18 protein-coding genes are annotated in these 17096 nt (G+C 36.3%); 1 reads left to right on the top strand and 17 read right to left on the bottom strand.

Annotated features, from left to right (window positions below):
• Positions 1–125: 125 nt before the first annotated feature.
• Entirely contained in the window at positions 126–968 is an 843-nt protein-coding gene (gene licT / locus AC4BBR_RS05485) for a BglG family transcription antiterminator LicT (protein WP_490461549.1), read from the bottom strand.
• Positions 969–1437: 469 nt separating this feature from the next.
• Between licT and AC4BBR_RS05480 the strand changes: the two genes are divergently transcribed.
• Complete coding sequence (locus AC4BBR_RS05480; RefSeq protein ID WP_490461548.1) at positions 1438–2058, top strand: FMN-dependent NADH-azoreductase; 621 nt, start codon at positions 1438–1440, stop codon at positions 2056–2058.
• Positions 2059–2104: 46 nt separating this feature from the next.
• On the opposite strand, the gene AC4BBR_RS05475 is transcribed toward AC4BBR_RS05480, so the two are convergent.
• The 16 genes from AC4BBR_RS05475 to AC4BBR_RS05400 all read right to left on the bottom strand — a co-directional run bounded on the left by AC4BBR_RS05475 (position 2105) and on the right by AC4BBR_RS05400 (position 17025).
• The gene (locus AC4BBR_RS05475; protein WP_490461547.1) at positions 2105–3271 is read right to left on the bottom strand and encodes an AI-2E family transporter; all 1167 of its coding nucleotides are present in this window, start codon (positions 3269–3271) and stop codon (positions 2105–2107) included.
• 4 nt (positions 3272–3275) lie between these two features.
• Positions 3276–3638 (bottom strand): PTS glucitol/sorbitol transporter subunit IIA, encoded by a 363-nt coding sequence (locus AC4BBR_RS05470; protein ID WP_490461546.1) that lies wholly within the window; start codon positions 3636–3638, stop codon positions 3276–3278.
• A gap of 361 nt (positions 3639–3999) precedes the next feature.
• Positions 4000–4176: a DNA-directed RNA polymerase subunit beta gene (locus tag AC4BBR_RS05465; RefSeq protein ID WP_490461545.1), complete on the bottom strand. Its 177-nt coding sequence runs from the start codon at positions 4174–4176 to the stop codon at positions 4000–4002.
• Positions 4177–4190: 14 nt separating this feature from the next.
• Entirely contained in the window at positions 4191–5489 is a 1299-nt protein-coding gene (gene murA, locus AC4BBR_RS05460; RefSeq protein WP_490461544.1) for a UDP-N-acetylglucosamine 1-carboxyvinyltransferase, read from the bottom strand.
• Between the two features lie 106 nt (positions 5490–5595).
• Positions 5596–5832, bottom strand: a complete 237-nt coding sequence (locus AC4BBR_RS05455) for a DUF1146 family protein (RefSeq protein WP_490461543.1) — start codon at positions 5830–5832, stop codon at positions 5596–5598.
• Positions 5833–6100: 268 nt separating this feature from the next.
• A complete protein-coding gene (locus tag AC4BBR_RS05450; RefSeq protein ID WP_490461542.1) occupies positions 6101–6520 on the bottom strand; it encodes a F0F1 ATP synthase subunit epsilon in 420 nt (139 codons plus the stop codon).
• 16 nt (positions 6521–6536) lie between these two features.
• Positions 6537–7943, bottom strand: coding sequence for a F0F1 ATP synthase subunit beta (gene atpD, locus AC4BBR_RS05445; protein ID WP_490461541.1), 1407 nt, complete (start codon positions 7941–7943; stop codon positions 6537–6539).
• 262 nt (positions 7944–8205) lie between these two features.
• A complete protein-coding gene (locus tag AC4BBR_RS05440) occupies positions 8206–9126 on the bottom strand; it encodes a F0F1 ATP synthase subunit gamma (protein ID WP_490461540.1) in 921 nt (306 codons plus the stop codon).
• 15 nt (positions 9127–9141) lie between these two features.
• A complete protein-coding gene (gene atpA / locus AC4BBR_RS05435; RefSeq protein WP_490461539.1) occupies positions 9142–10698 on the bottom strand; it encodes a F0F1 ATP synthase subunit alpha in 1557 nt (518 codons plus the stop codon).
• A gap of 28 nt (positions 10699–10726) precedes the next feature.
• Positions 10727–11269 (bottom strand): ATP synthase F1 subunit delta, encoded by a 543-nt coding sequence (gene atpH / locus AC4BBR_RS05430; RefSeq protein ID WP_490461538.1) that lies wholly within the window; start codon positions 11267–11269, stop codon positions 10727–10729.
• Positions 11256–11783: a F0F1 ATP synthase subunit B gene (atpF, locus tag AC4BBR_RS05425; protein ID WP_490461537.1), complete on the bottom strand. Its 528-nt coding sequence runs from the start codon at positions 11781–11783 to the stop codon at positions 11256–11258. The genes atpH and atpF overlap by 14 nt, the downstream gene beginning before the upstream one ends.
• Positions 11784–12156: 373 nt before the next feature.
• Positions 12157–12369, bottom strand: a complete 213-nt coding sequence (atpE, locus tag AC4BBR_RS05420) for an ATP synthase F0 subunit C (RefSeq protein ID WP_490461536.1) — start codon at positions 12367–12369, stop codon at positions 12157–12159.
• Positions 12370–12411: 42 nt separating this feature from the next.
• Complete coding sequence (gene atpB / locus AC4BBR_RS05415; RefSeq protein WP_490461535.1) at positions 12412–13128, bottom strand: F0F1 ATP synthase subunit A; 717 nt, start codon at positions 13126–13128, stop codon at positions 12412–12414.
• A 302-nt stretch (positions 13129–13430) separates the two neighbouring features.
• Positions 13431–13895, bottom strand: coding sequence for an SsrA-binding protein SmpB (gene smpB / locus AC4BBR_RS05410; protein WP_490461534.1), 465 nt, complete (start codon positions 13893–13895; stop codon positions 13431–13433).
• Between the two features lie 17 nt (positions 13896–13912).
• On the bottom strand, positions 13913–16261 hold the full coding sequence (gene rnr / locus AC4BBR_RS05405; RefSeq protein ID WP_490461533.1) for a ribonuclease R: 2349 nt from the start codon (positions 16259–16261) through the stop codon (positions 13913–13915).
• The gene (locus AC4BBR_RS05400) at positions 16258–17025 is read right to left on the bottom strand and encodes an alpha/beta hydrolase (protein WP_490462075.1); all 768 of its coding nucleotides are present in this window, start codon (positions 17023–17025) and stop codon (positions 16258–16260) included. The genes rnr and AC4BBR_RS05400 overlap by 4 nt, the downstream gene beginning before the upstream one ends.
• Positions 17026–17096 lie beyond the last annotated feature (71 nt).

Here is a 17096-nt window from a genome sequence, read left to right as displayed (position 1 = left end):
ATGATTTACTATACTTATAAAAACTAAATATAGATGAATCGCTTGTTTTTTCAATCTAGGTTTTGCCTGCTAAACAGTAACAATCCGCTTCGATTGAAAATTAAATTTTTTGGTAAACATAAACGCTATTGCTTTTTCTCTCCAGCTACACGTTGAATATGAATCGTTAAATAAATTTGTTCCGCTTTATCTATCGATTTTTGGTATTTTTTGACTAGATAATCATCGATTCTTTGTACTGATTGAAATGCTTTAGGATACTTACTTTGAATTAACTCATAAAGAAAATCATCTTCTTCATCATGAGCTTCATTTTGTAGGTAGCGTTGAGCAAAATACTGTAGATGTGTCACGATTCTTTGATAATTTAATGAATCTTCGTCAAATGGTTTACCAAAATAACGGCTAATGATCGTTAGAATATCTCGTACCATTTCAGTAGCGGACATCGTTACTTCCATATTTCCATTTGCCTGTTCACCGTTTACAATGTGAAACGCAATAAAGCCTGTTTCACTTTCAGAAAAATCAACGTTAAGTTTTTCCTTAATCAGCGCAACACCTTTTCGAGCAATCGCAAATTCTTTCGGGTAAAACTTTTTTGTTTCAAACATTAATGGGTTCGGCATTTCAAGACCTTCATTAGCCCTCATAATCGCATAATGTACGTGATCAGTCAACGTTAGATAGATATTAGACGAAAGTTCAATTTCTAACTCTTCTTCAGCCATATCCACGATTTTTTTTACGATCTCTACTTCTTCTAAAGGAATATCCGCAAACAATTGCTGAAATTGTCCAGAAATGATGGAGTCTTTAAGAACAAATTCCTTTTCGACAAAAGTTGGATCAATTACATCACCGATTTTTTTCTGAAACGCTAGTCCTCGGCCCATACAGACGATTTCTTCACCTGATTCATTTTTTGTCATGACGACATTGTTGTTTAAAATTTTTTCAATATACATGATGAACCTCACTTTTACAAATACAAATGAAAAAAACCTAGAATCCACCCAAAATAAATTGCTATGGAAGATTCAGGTTTTGCCTGCCGAACAGTAACAATCCTTATTACATGCTTATCATAACACCTTTCAAAATCATTTGCAATCCTTTTCAAATAGTAACTAGAAAATGTTATTTTTACCCAAGTGTAAAAAATATATATTTATAAAGAATAGGCTCAACGATTGAATTCATTTCTATTTCCGATTTTGAAGTTCTTTACACCCAATCCCTAAAAAAGTCATTACTTTTTTTACACTGATACTTAGTGTACTTCCATATCACTACCTATAAGTATTTTCTTTGCTAAAATAGCTGAAAACTTATTTTTTGTAGAATTTATGCAAAAATATTGATTTTCTTACTTTTTATTAGTAGAATAGTTTTGTTTATAAATAATGATACTTAGGTATTTGAAGGAGATTTTACATGTCAAAATTACTTGTTGTTAAAGCACACCCACTTACTAAGGAAGAGTCCCGTTCTGTCCGTGCCTTAGAAACTTTTTTAGAAAGCTATCAAGCTCAAAATCCAGCTGATGAGATCGATGTGCTAGATGTCTACTCTGATTTCATTCCAGAAATCGATGAAGAGTTGCTTTCTGGATGGGGGGCATTACGTACTGGTACTGAATTTACTGCTTTAAATGAAAGCCAACAAACAAAAGTTGCGCGTTTCAATGAATTAACAGATCAATTTTTAGGTGCTGATAAAGTGGTTATTGCCAATGCCTTATGGAATTTAAACGTTCCGACTCGCTTAAAAGCATGGGTCGATACAATCAATGTAGCAGGAAAAACGTTTAAATACACTGAAGAAGGTCCTAAACCGTTAACTAATGGTAAAAAAGCCTTACACATTCAATCAAATGGTGGTTTTTATGAAGGACAAGATTTTGCGTCTCAGTACGTAAAAGGTATTTTAAACTTTATTGGTATTACGGAAGTCAATCAATTATTTATTGAAGGAATCGATCACCATCCAGAAAAAGCTGAAGAATTATTAGCTACAGCAATGAACCAAGCAACAACTTTAGGAAAAACATTCTAAGATTTTAAAAGCCGAAACAGACAGATTTGTCCATTTCGGCTTTTTTTTATTCAAGTTTTTCTACTTCTTCTTCTTCATGATACAAACTTGAAACCTCTTTATACCATTCAAATATATGCGTAATGATGACCTTGGCAGCTGCGTAAACAGGAATTCCCAGAATTACTCCTACAACACCGAATAACTTTCCAGACGTCAATAACACGACTAAAATCGTCACAGGATGAATATCTAACTGACTACCTAACACAAGTGGTGAAATCACACGGCCTTCGATCGTCTGCTCGATAACAAAAATGACTAACACCTTAGCTAATAAAACTGGGCCGCCTACAATTCCTAAAAATATTGCAGGCACCATTGCTAAAAATGAGCCGAGATAAGGAATCAAATTAAGAAAGCCCGCTGTAATTCCCAATGTAATCGCATAATCCAGCCCAATGAATGAAAAGCCGAGAATAAACATTACAGCCACCGCAAAAGCCACTGTCAATTGTCCTCGTATATAAGAAGAAACCTGAGAATTGACTTCTCCTAAAACTTTCAATGTAGGTTGGCGCATTTTATTAGGTAAAAATTTCATCAAATAAGGCGCTAATTGCTTTCCGTCTTTTAACAGATAAAACAAAATAAACGGCATTGTAATGATTGCAACGACAACTGTTGCGACAGCTCCCACAAAACTTCCTAATCCTTGTACTGTAAACGTAGAAATATTACGAATAATATCCCCTAATGAACTGATCAACTTATCGCCCATATCCTCTAGTTGACTACGAAATTGCGCAAAGAAAGGGTCACTTAAAAACTCTTGCATTTTTTGATCAATCGTATCAATATATTGTGGAAAATGATTTCCAAAGCTGACTGTCTGTTCTTGTATTTTCGGAACAATCACTACAAGCCCCCAAATAATCAAAGCAACGACAAGTATAAATAGTCCAATAATGCTCCAAATACGAGGCACTTGTTTTTTTTCAAAATAATCAACAACTGGGTTCATTAAATAATATAAAATCCCTGCCATGATCAATGGTAAACCAACAACCGCGACAAACTGCCAAACAGGTTCAAATAAATACGAGACTTTTGTAAAAACTAATAAGATCAACAAAATTAATAATACAATCAATAAAGTGGTCACTACTTGATTATTTAAAAACCAACGCCAAAACCAGGAAAATCGTTTCTCTTTATTTTTCTCTTGTTCCATTTATTCACTCTCCATGAGACATATATTCTATTATTGATCCAACCTTAATTGTCGGAAAGTCATCAGGCGTAAGGTATAAACCGTTAACAATTGGATCCTCTTTAGGTATATCAGCAAAAACTAATGTCACGTGGGCAATGCTGTTTAAGTTATCGTTAGCAAAAGACCCCACATAATTAATCGTATATTCTTGTTCATCGATCTTTAGTAAATCCCCTTTTTTCATTTCTAACGTTTGATTTTCTTGAAAATTTTGAATCACAGAATATTCTTTTAACCCCTCTGTGGCGCTTTCACCAAAAAGTATGATCATCGGTTCTTTCTCATCTAATGCTCGAACACCAATTTCAGTAACTACTGCTTTCATATCCTTATCGCTCCTTCTGCAATTAATCAATCTTCATTATAACATATAACGTTTTTTCTTAGTTGATATTTTAGACTTTTCAACCTATAAAACAGCTGAAATGATGTTTAATGACTTCATCATTTTATTTTAACAGCTTGTATACTAAAACAGTTACATGTTTGTATTATATTGAGTTACTAGAATTTGTATCTATGGGTTTGGCTACTATTTTAAAGGAACTAAATATTATTTGATTTTCAACTTTGGATAGTTTCAGTTAATTGACTGTTCTCAAGTTAAAAGGGCTACACTCTTATACTATAAAAAAAAACCAACTCAAACCGTAAAAACAGGCTGAATTGGCTCTTTTATGCGATATCTATTTAAAAAAGTCTAGAATATGAGTCCAAATTTCTTCTTTGAACACATCTTTTGGATTCCCTCCGCCGACGACTCCATAACCGATCATCGTGCCGGTAACAAATAAAATAATCACTAAGGCAATCACTACTAAAACTTTCAACAAAGTCACTATAATATAGCGTGTCGAACTCATATCTATTTCCCCTTTTAACTAACTGTTGACAGTGTCTTTTCTGTCGCTTTTTCATCGTATACTCGCTCCACTTTTGCTCCTAATTTTTGAAGTTTTTCATGGAATTTGTAGTATCCGCGATCTAAATATTCTAAATGCGTTACTCGTGTAATACCTTGAGCACGTAATCCTACTAAAATCAACGCAGCAGCAGCACGTAAATCCGTTGCTTCAACAGCAGCCCCTTGTAATGCTTGACTACCATTAATAATAGCGATATTGCCTTCTATTTTTACATCAGCATTCATTCGTTGCATTTCTTCTAAATGTTGGAAACGATTTTCAAAGACCGTCTCAGTTACAACACTTGATCCCTCAGCTACCATTTGCATTGCAGTCATCTGTGCTTGCATGTCTGTTGGAAAACCAGGATGTGGCAATGTTTTGATATCCGTTGGTTTGATCACTTTAGGACCAACAACACGTAAACCGCCTCTTTCCTCACGAATTACAGCACCCATTTCAGTTAATTTAGAAATTAGCGGACGATTATGTTCCGGAATTGCTTCTTCGATCAAAACATCTCCCTCAGTCATTGCAGCTGCAACCATAAACGTTCCTGCCTCAATACGATCTTGAACAATTGAATGTTCAACCGCATGAAGTTTTTCCACGCCTTCGATACGCATCATTTCAGTACCAGCGCCGAATATTTTAGCCCCCATTTTGTTAAGGACATTCGCTAAATCAACGATTTCAGGTTCTCTAGCAACGTTTTCGATTACTGTCATCCCTTTAGCTTTAACAGCAGCCATCATGATATTTTGAGTCGCGCCTACACTTGGAAAATCCAAGTAAATTGTATTTCCGATCAACTCATCTGCAATTGCCTCAATATAGCCATTCTTTTGGATGATCTTTGCACCTAGCGCTTGGAAGCCTTTTAAGTGTAAGTCAATCGGACGTTTACCAATCGCACAGCCACCAGGCATAGCAACCTTCGCATGACCATTACGAGCCAATAAAGGACCCATAACAACGATCGACGCTCTCATTTGGCTAACGTACTCATAATTTGCTTCGATGCCTAGAGGCTGTGTTGCATCTATTATTACTTGATTCTCTTCTTCTTTAAATTCAATATTTACGTTTAAGTGTTTAATTACTTGGTTCATTGTAAAAACATCAGAAAGAATCGGTACATTATTTAATGTTGTTGTTCCTTCTTCAGCTAAAAGGGTCGCTGCTAAAATTGGCAATACTGCATTTTTAGCCCCCTCGATTTTCACAGTTCCTTTTAATTGGTTACCACCATGAACAATAATCTGTTCCATTTTGTTCCCCCCAAAAAAGTTAGAATTGGATGCTTCGATCCAAAATCTTTTCTATTATACCACTATTTACCAACAATTAGTATCTTTTCTTTTTATTCATCAATCCTTATGGAAAAAATCCAATAAATAAGTTACGGCATAAGGCAAGAAATTCTAAGAAAAATGAACTTGCAGTAAAACCAATAACAATTGAAAAAAGAACGATCAGCATACGCACTTGAGAGGTCTGATGTGTTTTAAAAAAATGTTCTATTCGAATAGATTGCATCGCCCAAAAACTAACGTAAATAAACATTATATGACTAATGATTCGAACCAGCGCATCAATACCAAAAAATTGCATCATTCATCTCCTTAATTTAAAAGCATATTAGGCTAGTACAGCTTCGACAGAAAAATTAAGTAAAATTTAAGGTGATACTTTCTATCACTTTTAGTTTTTACAGAAGATTCTTTATGCTTCACTAAGCGACATAAAGACAGTTTATCATAAATCAACTGAAACAAAAAATAAAAATTCTTAATTTTTCTAAAAGATTTTATGTATAGTTTCTCATTTTATCTAAAAAAGTAAACTGAGACAATCATGTTGTCTCAGTCACTTTAATTTTTTACGTATGTTTTGACACATTGATTCGATTAATTGCTCGGTGAAGTGCAACTGTAGCACGACTTAATTCATCCGTATTTGCATTTTCCTTTGCTTTTTCAATCATACGCTCAGCTCTTTTTTTAGCACGTTCTGCTCGGCTTACATCAATATCTCTTTCACGTTCTGCACTATCGGCAATGATTGACACAACGTTATCCCGAACTTCCATAATACCGCCATTCACAGCTATCCAATCCATGTGCGCATCAGAATCGATTCTATTCACACGCACTTCATCAATCGCCAAAGGAACGATAATAGGTGCATGTTTAGGTAAGATACCAATTTCACCATCCGTTGATTGTACCACAATAATTGATGCGTGATGGTCATAAACCAGCCCATTAGGAGTCACAATATTAATTGTTAAATAATCCATTTGGTGTCTCCCCTTTCTAGTAGTTCAACGTTTTAGCTTTTTCAATAACGTCTTCGATTCTACCCACACTACGGAAAGCTTCTTCTGGTAAATCATCGTATTTCCCATCAAGAATTTCTCTAAAGCCTTTGACAGTATCCGCTACTGGAACATAAGAACCGGGTTGTCCTGTAAATTGTTCCGCTACATTGAAGTTTTGCGATAAGAAAAATTGGATTCGACGGGCACGACCAACCAAAATCTTTTCTTGATCTGATAATTCATCCATTCCTAAAATCGCAATAATATCTTGTAATTCGCGATAACGTTGTAATACGTGCTGTACCTCAGTTGCTACAGCATAATGCTCTTCCCCTACAACTTCTGGTGTTAAGGCACTAGAAGATGACGCTAATGGATCAACTGCAGGATAAATACCCATTTCAGTTAAGCGACGTTCCAAGTTAGTTGTTGCATCTAAATGGGCAAAAGCTGTTGCAGGTGCCGGATCAGTATAGTCATCAGCTGGTACATAGATTGCTTGAATCGATGTGATCGAGCCTTTTTTAGTAGAGGTGATACGTTCTTGTAATTGACCCATTTCAGTCGCAAGTGTTGGTTGATAACCAACCGCTGAAGGCATCCGACCTAATAAAGCAGAAACTTCTGATCCAGCTTGCGTGAAACGGAAAATATTATCGATAAATAATAACACATCTTGACCTTCAACATCACGAAAATATTCGGCAATCGTTAAACCAGTCAAGGCTACACGCATACGTGCACCAGGAGGTTCGTTCATTTGCCCGAAAACCATGGCTGTTTTTTCTATAACGCCAGAGTCCTTCATTTCAAAATAAAGATCGTTCCCTTCACGTGTCCGCTCACCAACACCAGTAAATACGGAAATACCACCATGTTCTTGAGCAATATTATGAATTAACTCTTGGATCAAAACAGTCTTACCAACACCGGCACCACCGAATAGTCCAACTTTACCACCTTTTAGATAAGGCGCTAACAAATCGATAACTTTGATTCCTGTTTCTAGAATTTCATTACTCGTACTTAAATCGGCAAAATCAGGGGCTTTTTTATGAATACCGCTACGTATTGCGTCTTCTGGGAACGGTTCTTCCAAGTCGATCGTATCACCTAAAACGTTGAATACTCTCCCTAAGGTTTCTTTTCCAACAGGAACAGAAATTGGTTTGCCTGTGTCGATAACTTCCATTCCGCGTTGCAATCCATCAGTAGACTCCATTGCAATCGAACGAATAACACCGTCTCCTAATTCTAACGCTACTTCTAAAATAACTTTTTGTTTTTCTTCACCGTTTTTGTAAACGACTAATGCATTATTTATATCTGGTAAGGATTGATCTAGTGAAAATTCCACGTCAACAACGGGACCGATTACTTCAACAATCTTTCCTGAACTCATGTGTCTTTCCTCCGTTTCGTTTAAAAAAGGTCATAAAAATATTGTTCAAGAGTAAGCAATTGGAACACAATCTGGCTATCCGCTTTTTGGATGTTCAAACGTTTGTGAACCTGCTGAGCTCTTGATATTTTTATACCGTTAAGGAGGTCATAAAATTATCAACTGTTCGACAATTTTACACCCTAACGAGGTCGTGATAAAAACCTATCTTCTCTATATACTTAGTAAGAAATCCAAGCCAAACAAACTCGAATCTCGATTATTACTCTAAAGCAGCAGCACCAGCTACGATTTCAGTGATTTCTTGCGTAATCGCTCCCTGACGAGCGCGATTGTAAGAAATTGTCAAATCGCTAATAATATTTTGCGCATTATCAGTAGCCGTTTTCATCGCTGTCATTCCAGCAGCATGTTCCGCTGTTTTTGCATCAATAATCGCACCATAGATCAAACTTTCGGCATATTGCGGCAACAAATTATCTAAGATTGCTTCTTCAGAAGGTTCTAAAATATATTCTTGCTCATATGTTGTCGCCTCTTCCGGATCTAAATCTGAAATTGGCAGCATTTGTTCTACTCGAAATTGACTTGTCAATGAATTGATGTGATGATTATAACAAACATATAACTCATCAAAGACTTCATTTTCATACATTGTAGTTGCTGTTGAAACGATTTTTCTAACTTCATCAAAGCTAGGTTGATCACTCAACCCACGAAGTTCATATGCTACATTTATCCCACGAGCTTTAAAAAAATCTGCTCCTGTTCCGCCAATAGCGATCAAAACATATTCGTCCTGGGATTCATGATCATCTGTCATCATTTTCATCGTTTGTTTTAAAATTGAACTGTTGTAACCACCAACTAAGCCTTTATCAGAGGTAATAACGATATAGCCCGTTTTTTTTATTGGACGTGATGTCAGCATCATGTGGTAGTTTCCACTTTCTGACGCTTCTTTATTGTCATATGAATCCAATTCTTCCAAATCACTTAATTGAGCTGCCACAAGATGTGTAACGATAGAACGAATTTTTGACGCATATTCTTGAAAGCTTCTGGAAGCAGCTTCTGATTTTGTCAGCTTAGCGCCGGAAACCATCTGCATAGCGTTAGTGATTTGACTCGTTTTTTTAGTTGAAGCAATGCGTTGTTTGATCTCATTTAATGAAGCACCCAATTCTTGTCACCTCTCTTACGCATTTTGAATTGATTCAAGTGTATCTTTAGCTGTTAAACCTTCTGAATTCGCTGCACTAAAAATTTCTTTGAATTCTTTGATCGCAGCATCTAAATCTTCTGATTTAGGCAAGTCTTTTGTTGTACGGATCGTTTCAAATAATTCAGGATGTTTCCCATCTAAAAAGTCAAATAGTTCTGATTCAAAATCTAGAATTTTGGCAACACTGATACTATCTAAAAATCCGTGCGTCAACGCATATAAAATAACAACTTGTTTTTCTACTGCGAGTGGCGCATGTAATTTTTGTTTTAAAATTTCAACGGTACGACGCCCTCTGTTTAATTTTGCTTGCGTTGCCGCATCTAAATCAGAACCAAACTGAGTGAAGGCTTCTAATTCACGGTAACTTGCTAAATCTAAACGAAGCGTACCTGCTACTTTTTTCATTGCTTTGATTTGTGCTGATCCACCTACACGTGATACTGAAAGACCGGCATCAACGGCTGGACGAGTTCCGGCGTAGAACAAATCGCTTTCTAAGAAAATTTGTCCGTCTGTAATTGAAATAACGTTTGTTGGGATATAAGCAGAAATATCTCCGGCTTGTGTTTCAACAAATGGTAAGGCCGTCATTGAACCGCCGCCTAATTCGTCACTTAGTTTTGCCGCACGTTCTAATAAACGTGAATGTAGATAGAACACATCACCTGGATAAGCTTCACGACCTGGAGGTCGGCGTAATAGCAATGACAGTTCCCGATAGGCTACCGCTTGTTTTGATAAGTCGTCAAAGATGATCAAAACGTGTTTGCCGTTATACATAAATTCTTCACCCATCGCAGCTCCCGCGTAAGGCGCAATATAAAGTAATGGAGCTGGTTGAGATGCTCCAGCATTTACGATTATTGTATAGTCAAGTGCACCATAGGCTCTTAAGGTTTCAACTTGGTTACGTACCGTTGATTCTTTTTGACCGATAGCGACATAGATACAAATAACATCTTGCCCTTTTTGGTTGATGATCGTATCGATGGCAATAGAAGTTTTACCTGTTTTACGGTCACCAATAACTAATTCACGTTGACCTCGACCGATTGGTACAAGTGCATCAATTGCTTTTAAACCAGTTTGCATCGGTTGATCAACAGACTTTCTTTGCATAACACCTGGTGCTGCTGCTTCTACAGGTCGTGTTTTATTGGTTTTGATTTCGCCTAACCCATCGATTGGTTGACCTAGTGGATTAACGACACGACCGATCATTGCTTCGCCAACGGGGACTTCCATGATTTTACCTGTACGTTTTACCTTGTCTCCTTCTCGAATGGTTTCAAAATCACCTAAGATGATGATACCAACATCGTTTATTTCTAAGTTTTGCGCCATTCCATATGAACCGTTAGAAAACTCAAGTAATTCACCACTCATCGCATTTTCTAATCCATGGGCACGGGCGATTCCATCCCCAACATAGGTAACAGTTCCTACTTCTTCGACTGCTAATTCTTGTTGATAATTTTTTATTTGTTCCTTAATCAAGGCACTGATTTCTTCTGCTTTGATAGCCATTCAATTCACCTCTTTATTGTGCTGAACGTTATTTTAATAACAATTCTTGGATTTGTTCTAACTGTTTGTGAATACTACCATCGATCACTTTATAATTTGCTTCTATAATTACGCCACCGACAATATCTGGATCAATTAAATTAATTAAATTAGCATGTTCATAACCTAATAGTTTAGCTGCTTTTTCTTCCATTAGTTGATGTTGCTTTTTAGTCAAAGGAACAGCTGTTGAAACCGTACCTAAAAGCAAATTATTATACTCATCGTAACGTCTTTCATATTCATCAATCATTAATAATATATCGCTCATACGTGAGTAATTATAAACAACATATAAAAAATTTTCTATTGTCCCCTCATATTCACCAACTAAGTGCTTCATAATCTCATCTTTTTCATAAGGTTCCAGACGAGCATCACTCAATATCTCACCTAAATCAGGAACATCGTGAAAAATTTCTCTAAGTGCCATCAGATCTTGGTAAATACTATCGGCTTCTTGCTTTTCAATCGCCAACTCAAACAAAGCTTTACCATAGCGTTTACCTACTGTGTATTTATCTAACTTCATTTGACTTACCTAAACCTTCGATATATGAATTGATCAATGAATCATGTGCTTCAGGTGTCAATTCTTTGTTCAAAATTTTCTCTGCAATTTGTAACGATAGGCTCGCTACCTCATCTTTAACAGATGCCAATGCTTCTTCATGTTCTTGAGAGATATCTTGACGTGCTTTTTCTCGTAAACGTGAAACTTCTTCATTGGTTTCTGATAAGATTTTTTGACGGTTTTGATCTCCGTTCTCTTTCGCATGTTTAATGATTTCTGCGGCTTCAGATTTAGAAGAAAGTAATTTTTGTTGACGTTCTTCTTGCATCTTAGCGGCTGCGATTCGAGATTGTTCTGCAGAATCTAAATCATTGGCAATTTTATCTTCACGTTTTTTTAACATATCAGTGATTGCTTCCCAAGCGAATTTCTTGATTAGAAGCATCAAAATTAGAAAAGCGCCACTTACAACGATCATTGTACCTATCGTTGTACTTGGTCCTGCTTCACCGATTACTAAATAATCTAGCATGAAGTTTCAACTTCCTTTCTCTGCAATTCTCTGTGATGATGTTGTTTACCATTTTTGGTATTGTATAGTCTGGTTCACCTTATCCTTGGTGAAACTTGATATTTTTTTATAAGTTACTTCTCTCTCTTCGTTCGCCAAGTACTGCTCAACATCTGCTCTGCCATTTTGAAATAGCTACTGTCTAAAACTTGATGTTTTTAGTGGTCTACTTTTTTTGGAGAAGCTTGATACTTTTTAATAGGTTACTTCTCTCTCTTCGTTCGCCAAGTACTGCTCAACATCTGCTCTGCCGAAGGCAGTCGCAGTGTTTCGCAGCAAAGAAAGCAGCAACGCGTGGCGTTTAAAAAACTCAGCGTCCTGCCTTCTAAAGAGATTATTTAAGCACTAATAACAATGCAATAACTACACCTAGAATAGGAACCGCTTCGATCAAGGCAACTCCGATAAACATTGTTGTTCTTAGCTGTCCAGCCATTTCTGGTTGGCGTGTCATTGATTCGATTGTTTTTGAGATAACTTTTCCGTTACCATAAGCTGCTCCGATTGCTGCTCCGAAAACTGCGATTGCTGCTGCGATATCATTCATTATTGTTTTCCTCCTAAGAAATAGTTGTTTTTGATTTATTGTTTATTCTTCGACTTCAACTTTATGAGCCATGTAAACCATCGATAATGTTACAAATATAAATGCTTGAATTGCACCGATAAATAATGAGAAGGCTAACCAGATCATTTCTAACGGTATCGCCAGAGGAATCGTCCAAAGTCCTACACTGGATACGAGCCCTGCAATCAATCCTAATAATACTTCGCCGGCAAAAATATTTCCGTATAAACGTAGCGCCAAAGTAAGCAAATTCGTAAATTCCTCCATCAACTTGATCGGCATTAGAAACGATACTGGACTTAAAAAACTATTTTTAAAATATCCTTTTAAGCCAAAACGACTAACGCTAAAGAAATGTGTTAAAGCAATCATGATCAATGCTAATGTCAAAGTAACCATTGGATCGGCTGTTGGGCTTTTCCAATACGTATAGTCCCCGATGGCTACTTTGGTTACTAGACCAATAATATTAGCAACTAAGACAAACATAAACATCGTGAAAGCTAGTAGGTGAAAATTTGTTACTTCTTTACTTGGCATATTGTCGGTAATAATGCCCCGAACAAAATCAATGAGATACTCAATGACATTTTGTTTGCCTTTAGGTTTCATTTGAATATTCCTTGTGCAGAAATATACTATTCCAAAGACAATGACACATGTTAACAAAACCATCAAACAAATAGTCCCGTCAAACCAAATTGGCCCAATCTTGAAGAGTAGTGTCTTCTCTTCCAAATTAATTCACCTCTTTTCAAACAAACTTGCGAGAAGCTTAAAAGGCTTCTATTTCTTAACCAACCGTATCATACCACCAACAATGAATAATTTCAAAAGAATTTCATGAAAATAAGACACTTCTTTTAATTTGACAAAATATTCGAGAAAACGACTCCTAATGGTATTTGGTAGCATAAAGGTTAGTTACTGAAAAAACGATGAAAACTCATCGATTTCCTTCACTCTACCAAATTTTTCACATAAGATAAAGCAAAGAAATCAAATATGCGAAAAAGTATAAAAATAACCATCAAAATGAACTAACGTAAATTATTTTTAAGCGTACGGCTAATCTCTCGATTGATTTCTTTGCGCTTTAAATCTTCTCGTTTATCGTATTGTTTTTTCCCTTTGGCAAGACCAATCAATACTTTGGCATAACCATTACGGATATAAACTTTCAACGGGATGATTGTGATTCCCGTATTCTTAGTCTCGGCAATCAGTTTAGCGATTTGCTTTTTGTGTAATAATAATTTTCTTGTCCGTAAAGGATCATGATTAAAAATATTGCCCTGCTCATAGGGACTGATGTGCACATTAAGCAGGTAGGCCTCGTCATTTCTGATTCTAGCAAATCCATCTTTTAAATTGATTCGTCCATTTCGGATCGATTTGATTTCTGTTCCTTGCAAAACAATTCCAGCTTCCATTGTATCAACAACAGTATAGTCATGCCTCGCTTTACGATTTTGGGCAATCAATTTTCCTTCCCCTTTTGGCATTCCCATTCCTCCATTTTCTATTTTTTCTTTTGTTTCTTTGCTTTTTTCTTTTTGGCTACTTCTTTATAAAACGGCTTTTTGCCCTTTTTCTTATTTTTCTTTTGTACAAAAGGTTTCTTGTCTGCGTCTTTACGATCAAAAATACGTTTCCGACGACCTTCTTGACGTTTTTTTTGTTTCGGTGCTTCAATTCTCTCTACTTCTTCTGCTTCAACAAATTCGAAATCGATTTCTCTCGTTTCTGGATCTGCTTTATCTACTTTAATTTTGATTTTTTGACCGATTTTTAGTGTCATTCCTGTTCGTTCGCCAACGAGAGCCATATGATTTTCAATAAAATGGAAGTAATCTTGTTTTAAGTTGTTAACATGGATCAAGCCTTCGATTGTATTTGGCAACTCTACAAAAAGCCCAAAGCGAGTGACTGAACTGATGATACCTTCGTATTCTTCGCCAATTTTATCTGCCATGAATTCAGCTTTCTTCATTGAATCGACTTCACGTTCTGTCTCAACAGCTCGACGTTCCATTCTTGAACTATGATCGGCAATATCCGGTAAATCTTGTGTCCATTTTTCTTTTAATTTTTCTGAAACAGTTCCTTCATAGCTACGGATCAATCGATGAACGATCAAATCTGGGTAGCGACGAATTGGTGACGTAAAGTGCGTGTAATACTCTGCAGCTAAGCCATAATGTCCATAATTATCTTCTGAATAACGAGCTTGTTGCATGCTTCGCAACAACATTGTATTGATTACAGCTTCTTCGGGTTTATCTGCTACTTGTTCCAAAACTCTTTGCAAATCTTTTGGAGTAATATCTGCTTTTGTTCCTTTGACTAAAATTCCTAATACTGCTGCAAAATCAAAGAAACGCTGCATTTTTTCTTCTTTTGGTTGTTCATGAATTCTGTAAATAAAAGGTAGTTTTAAGTCATTGAAATGCTTCGCCACAGTTTCATTTGCAGACAACATGAAGGATTCAATCAAACGTTCTCCCACACCTCGTGTACGAAGCAAAATATCATGAGGGTGACCTTCTGAATCAACTAACACTTTTGCTTCACGGTCCTCAAACGAAATCGCACCACGGTTTTCACGCATTTGTTCAAGAATCTGGTGAAGTTCCCCCATTTCTTTAAACATCGTTAGTAACTTTTTGTAACGCTTCATTGTTTCTGGTTTTTGTTCTTCTAAAATTTCATTAACCGCTGTATAAGTCATACGTTCTGTTGTTTGAATCACACTTTGGAAGATATCGTGTTTCACTACGTTACCTTCAGGAGTTATCTCCATCTCACAACTCATTGTAAGTCTAGGTACGTTAGGATTCAACGAACAAATACCATTAGATAAACGTTGTGGAATCATTGGTACAACTCGATCTGTCAAATAAACACTAGTGCCACGTTCGCAAGCTTCTTGATCTAATTCACTACCTTCAGTGACGTAATAAGAAACATCTGCAATATGAACTCCTAAGAAATAATGACCATTTTCTAGTTTTCGTACCGCCACTGCATCATCTAAATCTTTTGCGTCTTCTCCATCAATCGTTACGATCATTTGATCTCGTAAATCTCTCCGACCTTCTATATCTACTTCTGAGATTGCATCAGGCACTTTATCAGCTTCTTCGATTACTTCTTCAGGAAAACTCGTCGGAATGCCATGAGCCACTACAATGGATAAAATATCCATCCCAGGATCATTTTTGTGACCAACCACTTTTTTGACTAAACCTTCTAAACTCTTTGGGTACTCTTTTTCAGGATAGTGCGTCACTTCTATGATCACAATACTGCCATCAACAGGTTTAATTCCTTGAGCAGCAATATTAAAGGTTAAACCTGTTAATTTTTTATCTTTTGGAACAGCATAACCGTAAAGATCGGTTTCGCTCACTTCTTTTTCACCATAGGCAATAAATTCACCGACGACTTGAGTGATCGCACGAGTTTTGATTTCTATTACTTTCCCTTCAGCTCCGCGATCTGAAAAAGCATCTGCTGGTTGAACGATATCTATGATAACGACATCACCATCCATCGCAAAATTGACAGCCTCTTTTGGAATATAGACATCTGCTTCTTCAGGATCAATTGTTACAAAACCAAATCCGCGTTCATTCGCCCGAAATATTCCTTCAATATCTCCTTTTTTTTGTGGCAAACGGATTTTTCCTTTTTTATTGAATTCTACTAATTTTTCGCGTTCCATCGTTGCAACTGTTTGAACCAACAGCTTAAAATCTGAACTCTTTTGTAGCTGCAAGCCTTCCGCAATTTCTTCCATGGAAAAACTTTTTTTCGTATGAGTTTCCATAAAAGATAGGATTTTCTCCTTGATTGTTTGTTTTGTCATTCTTTCTCCTCATTCCAAGACAATGTATTTAAAAATGCAAATACATCTTGTTCTAATTGTTTATGATCTGGTCCAACTGTCAACACGTGTCCACTATTTGGATACCAGTTTAATGTAAATTGTGTTTGAATCAATGCTTGGGCTGTCCGATAAACTCCCATTGGATCGATCATATCATCTTTTCCTGCTTGCGCCATAAAAACAGGAACGTTGATTTGATTGAGTTTGTTAGCTGTTTTTTCTGAAAAAAATTCTATATCTATTAATTGTTCATGCGATTTCTTTTTGATTTTTACCATTCGCTCCGCTTGCTCTTGAGCTGAGACACCAGCCATTTTTAAAACTTTTTCAGCATAAAGAACGAAATTTTCTGGAACACTATTTTTTACTGGAAAAATAGGTGAACAGAAAAAACCACCTCCGATGATTCCTTCTAATTTTCTTGTTAAAGCGTCCATTGCAAAAATACCGCCCATTGAAAGACCGAAAACCACAATTTCTTGATATCCTTTATCTTTTAAAAATTGAACTGCATCGATTGTATCTTGCCACCAATCATTGGTTGTTTTGTTCAAAATATCTTCTGGGGCAACCGTCGCATGACCAGAAAAATTAGGGGAATATACAGTATAATTTGCTTTCTCTAAATAACGGCTCAACATTCGAACATCGTTACTACTTCCTGAATAAGCGTGCAATAGTAATACAGCACGGGAACCATTTCGTGTAAATAATGGTTTAGGTAGACTTATCTTTTTCACTATCTAATTCACCTCAACTTCATTTTAGCACATTATCTATCGAAAACCTTATGAAAAGAAAGAAGTTACAAGAT

Source organism: Enterococcus sp. AMC1251 (genome assembly GCF_058216535.1).
The sequence above is the reverse complement of the archived record's forward strand: the minus strand, read 5'-3'. Positions and strand labels throughout refer to the sequence as shown.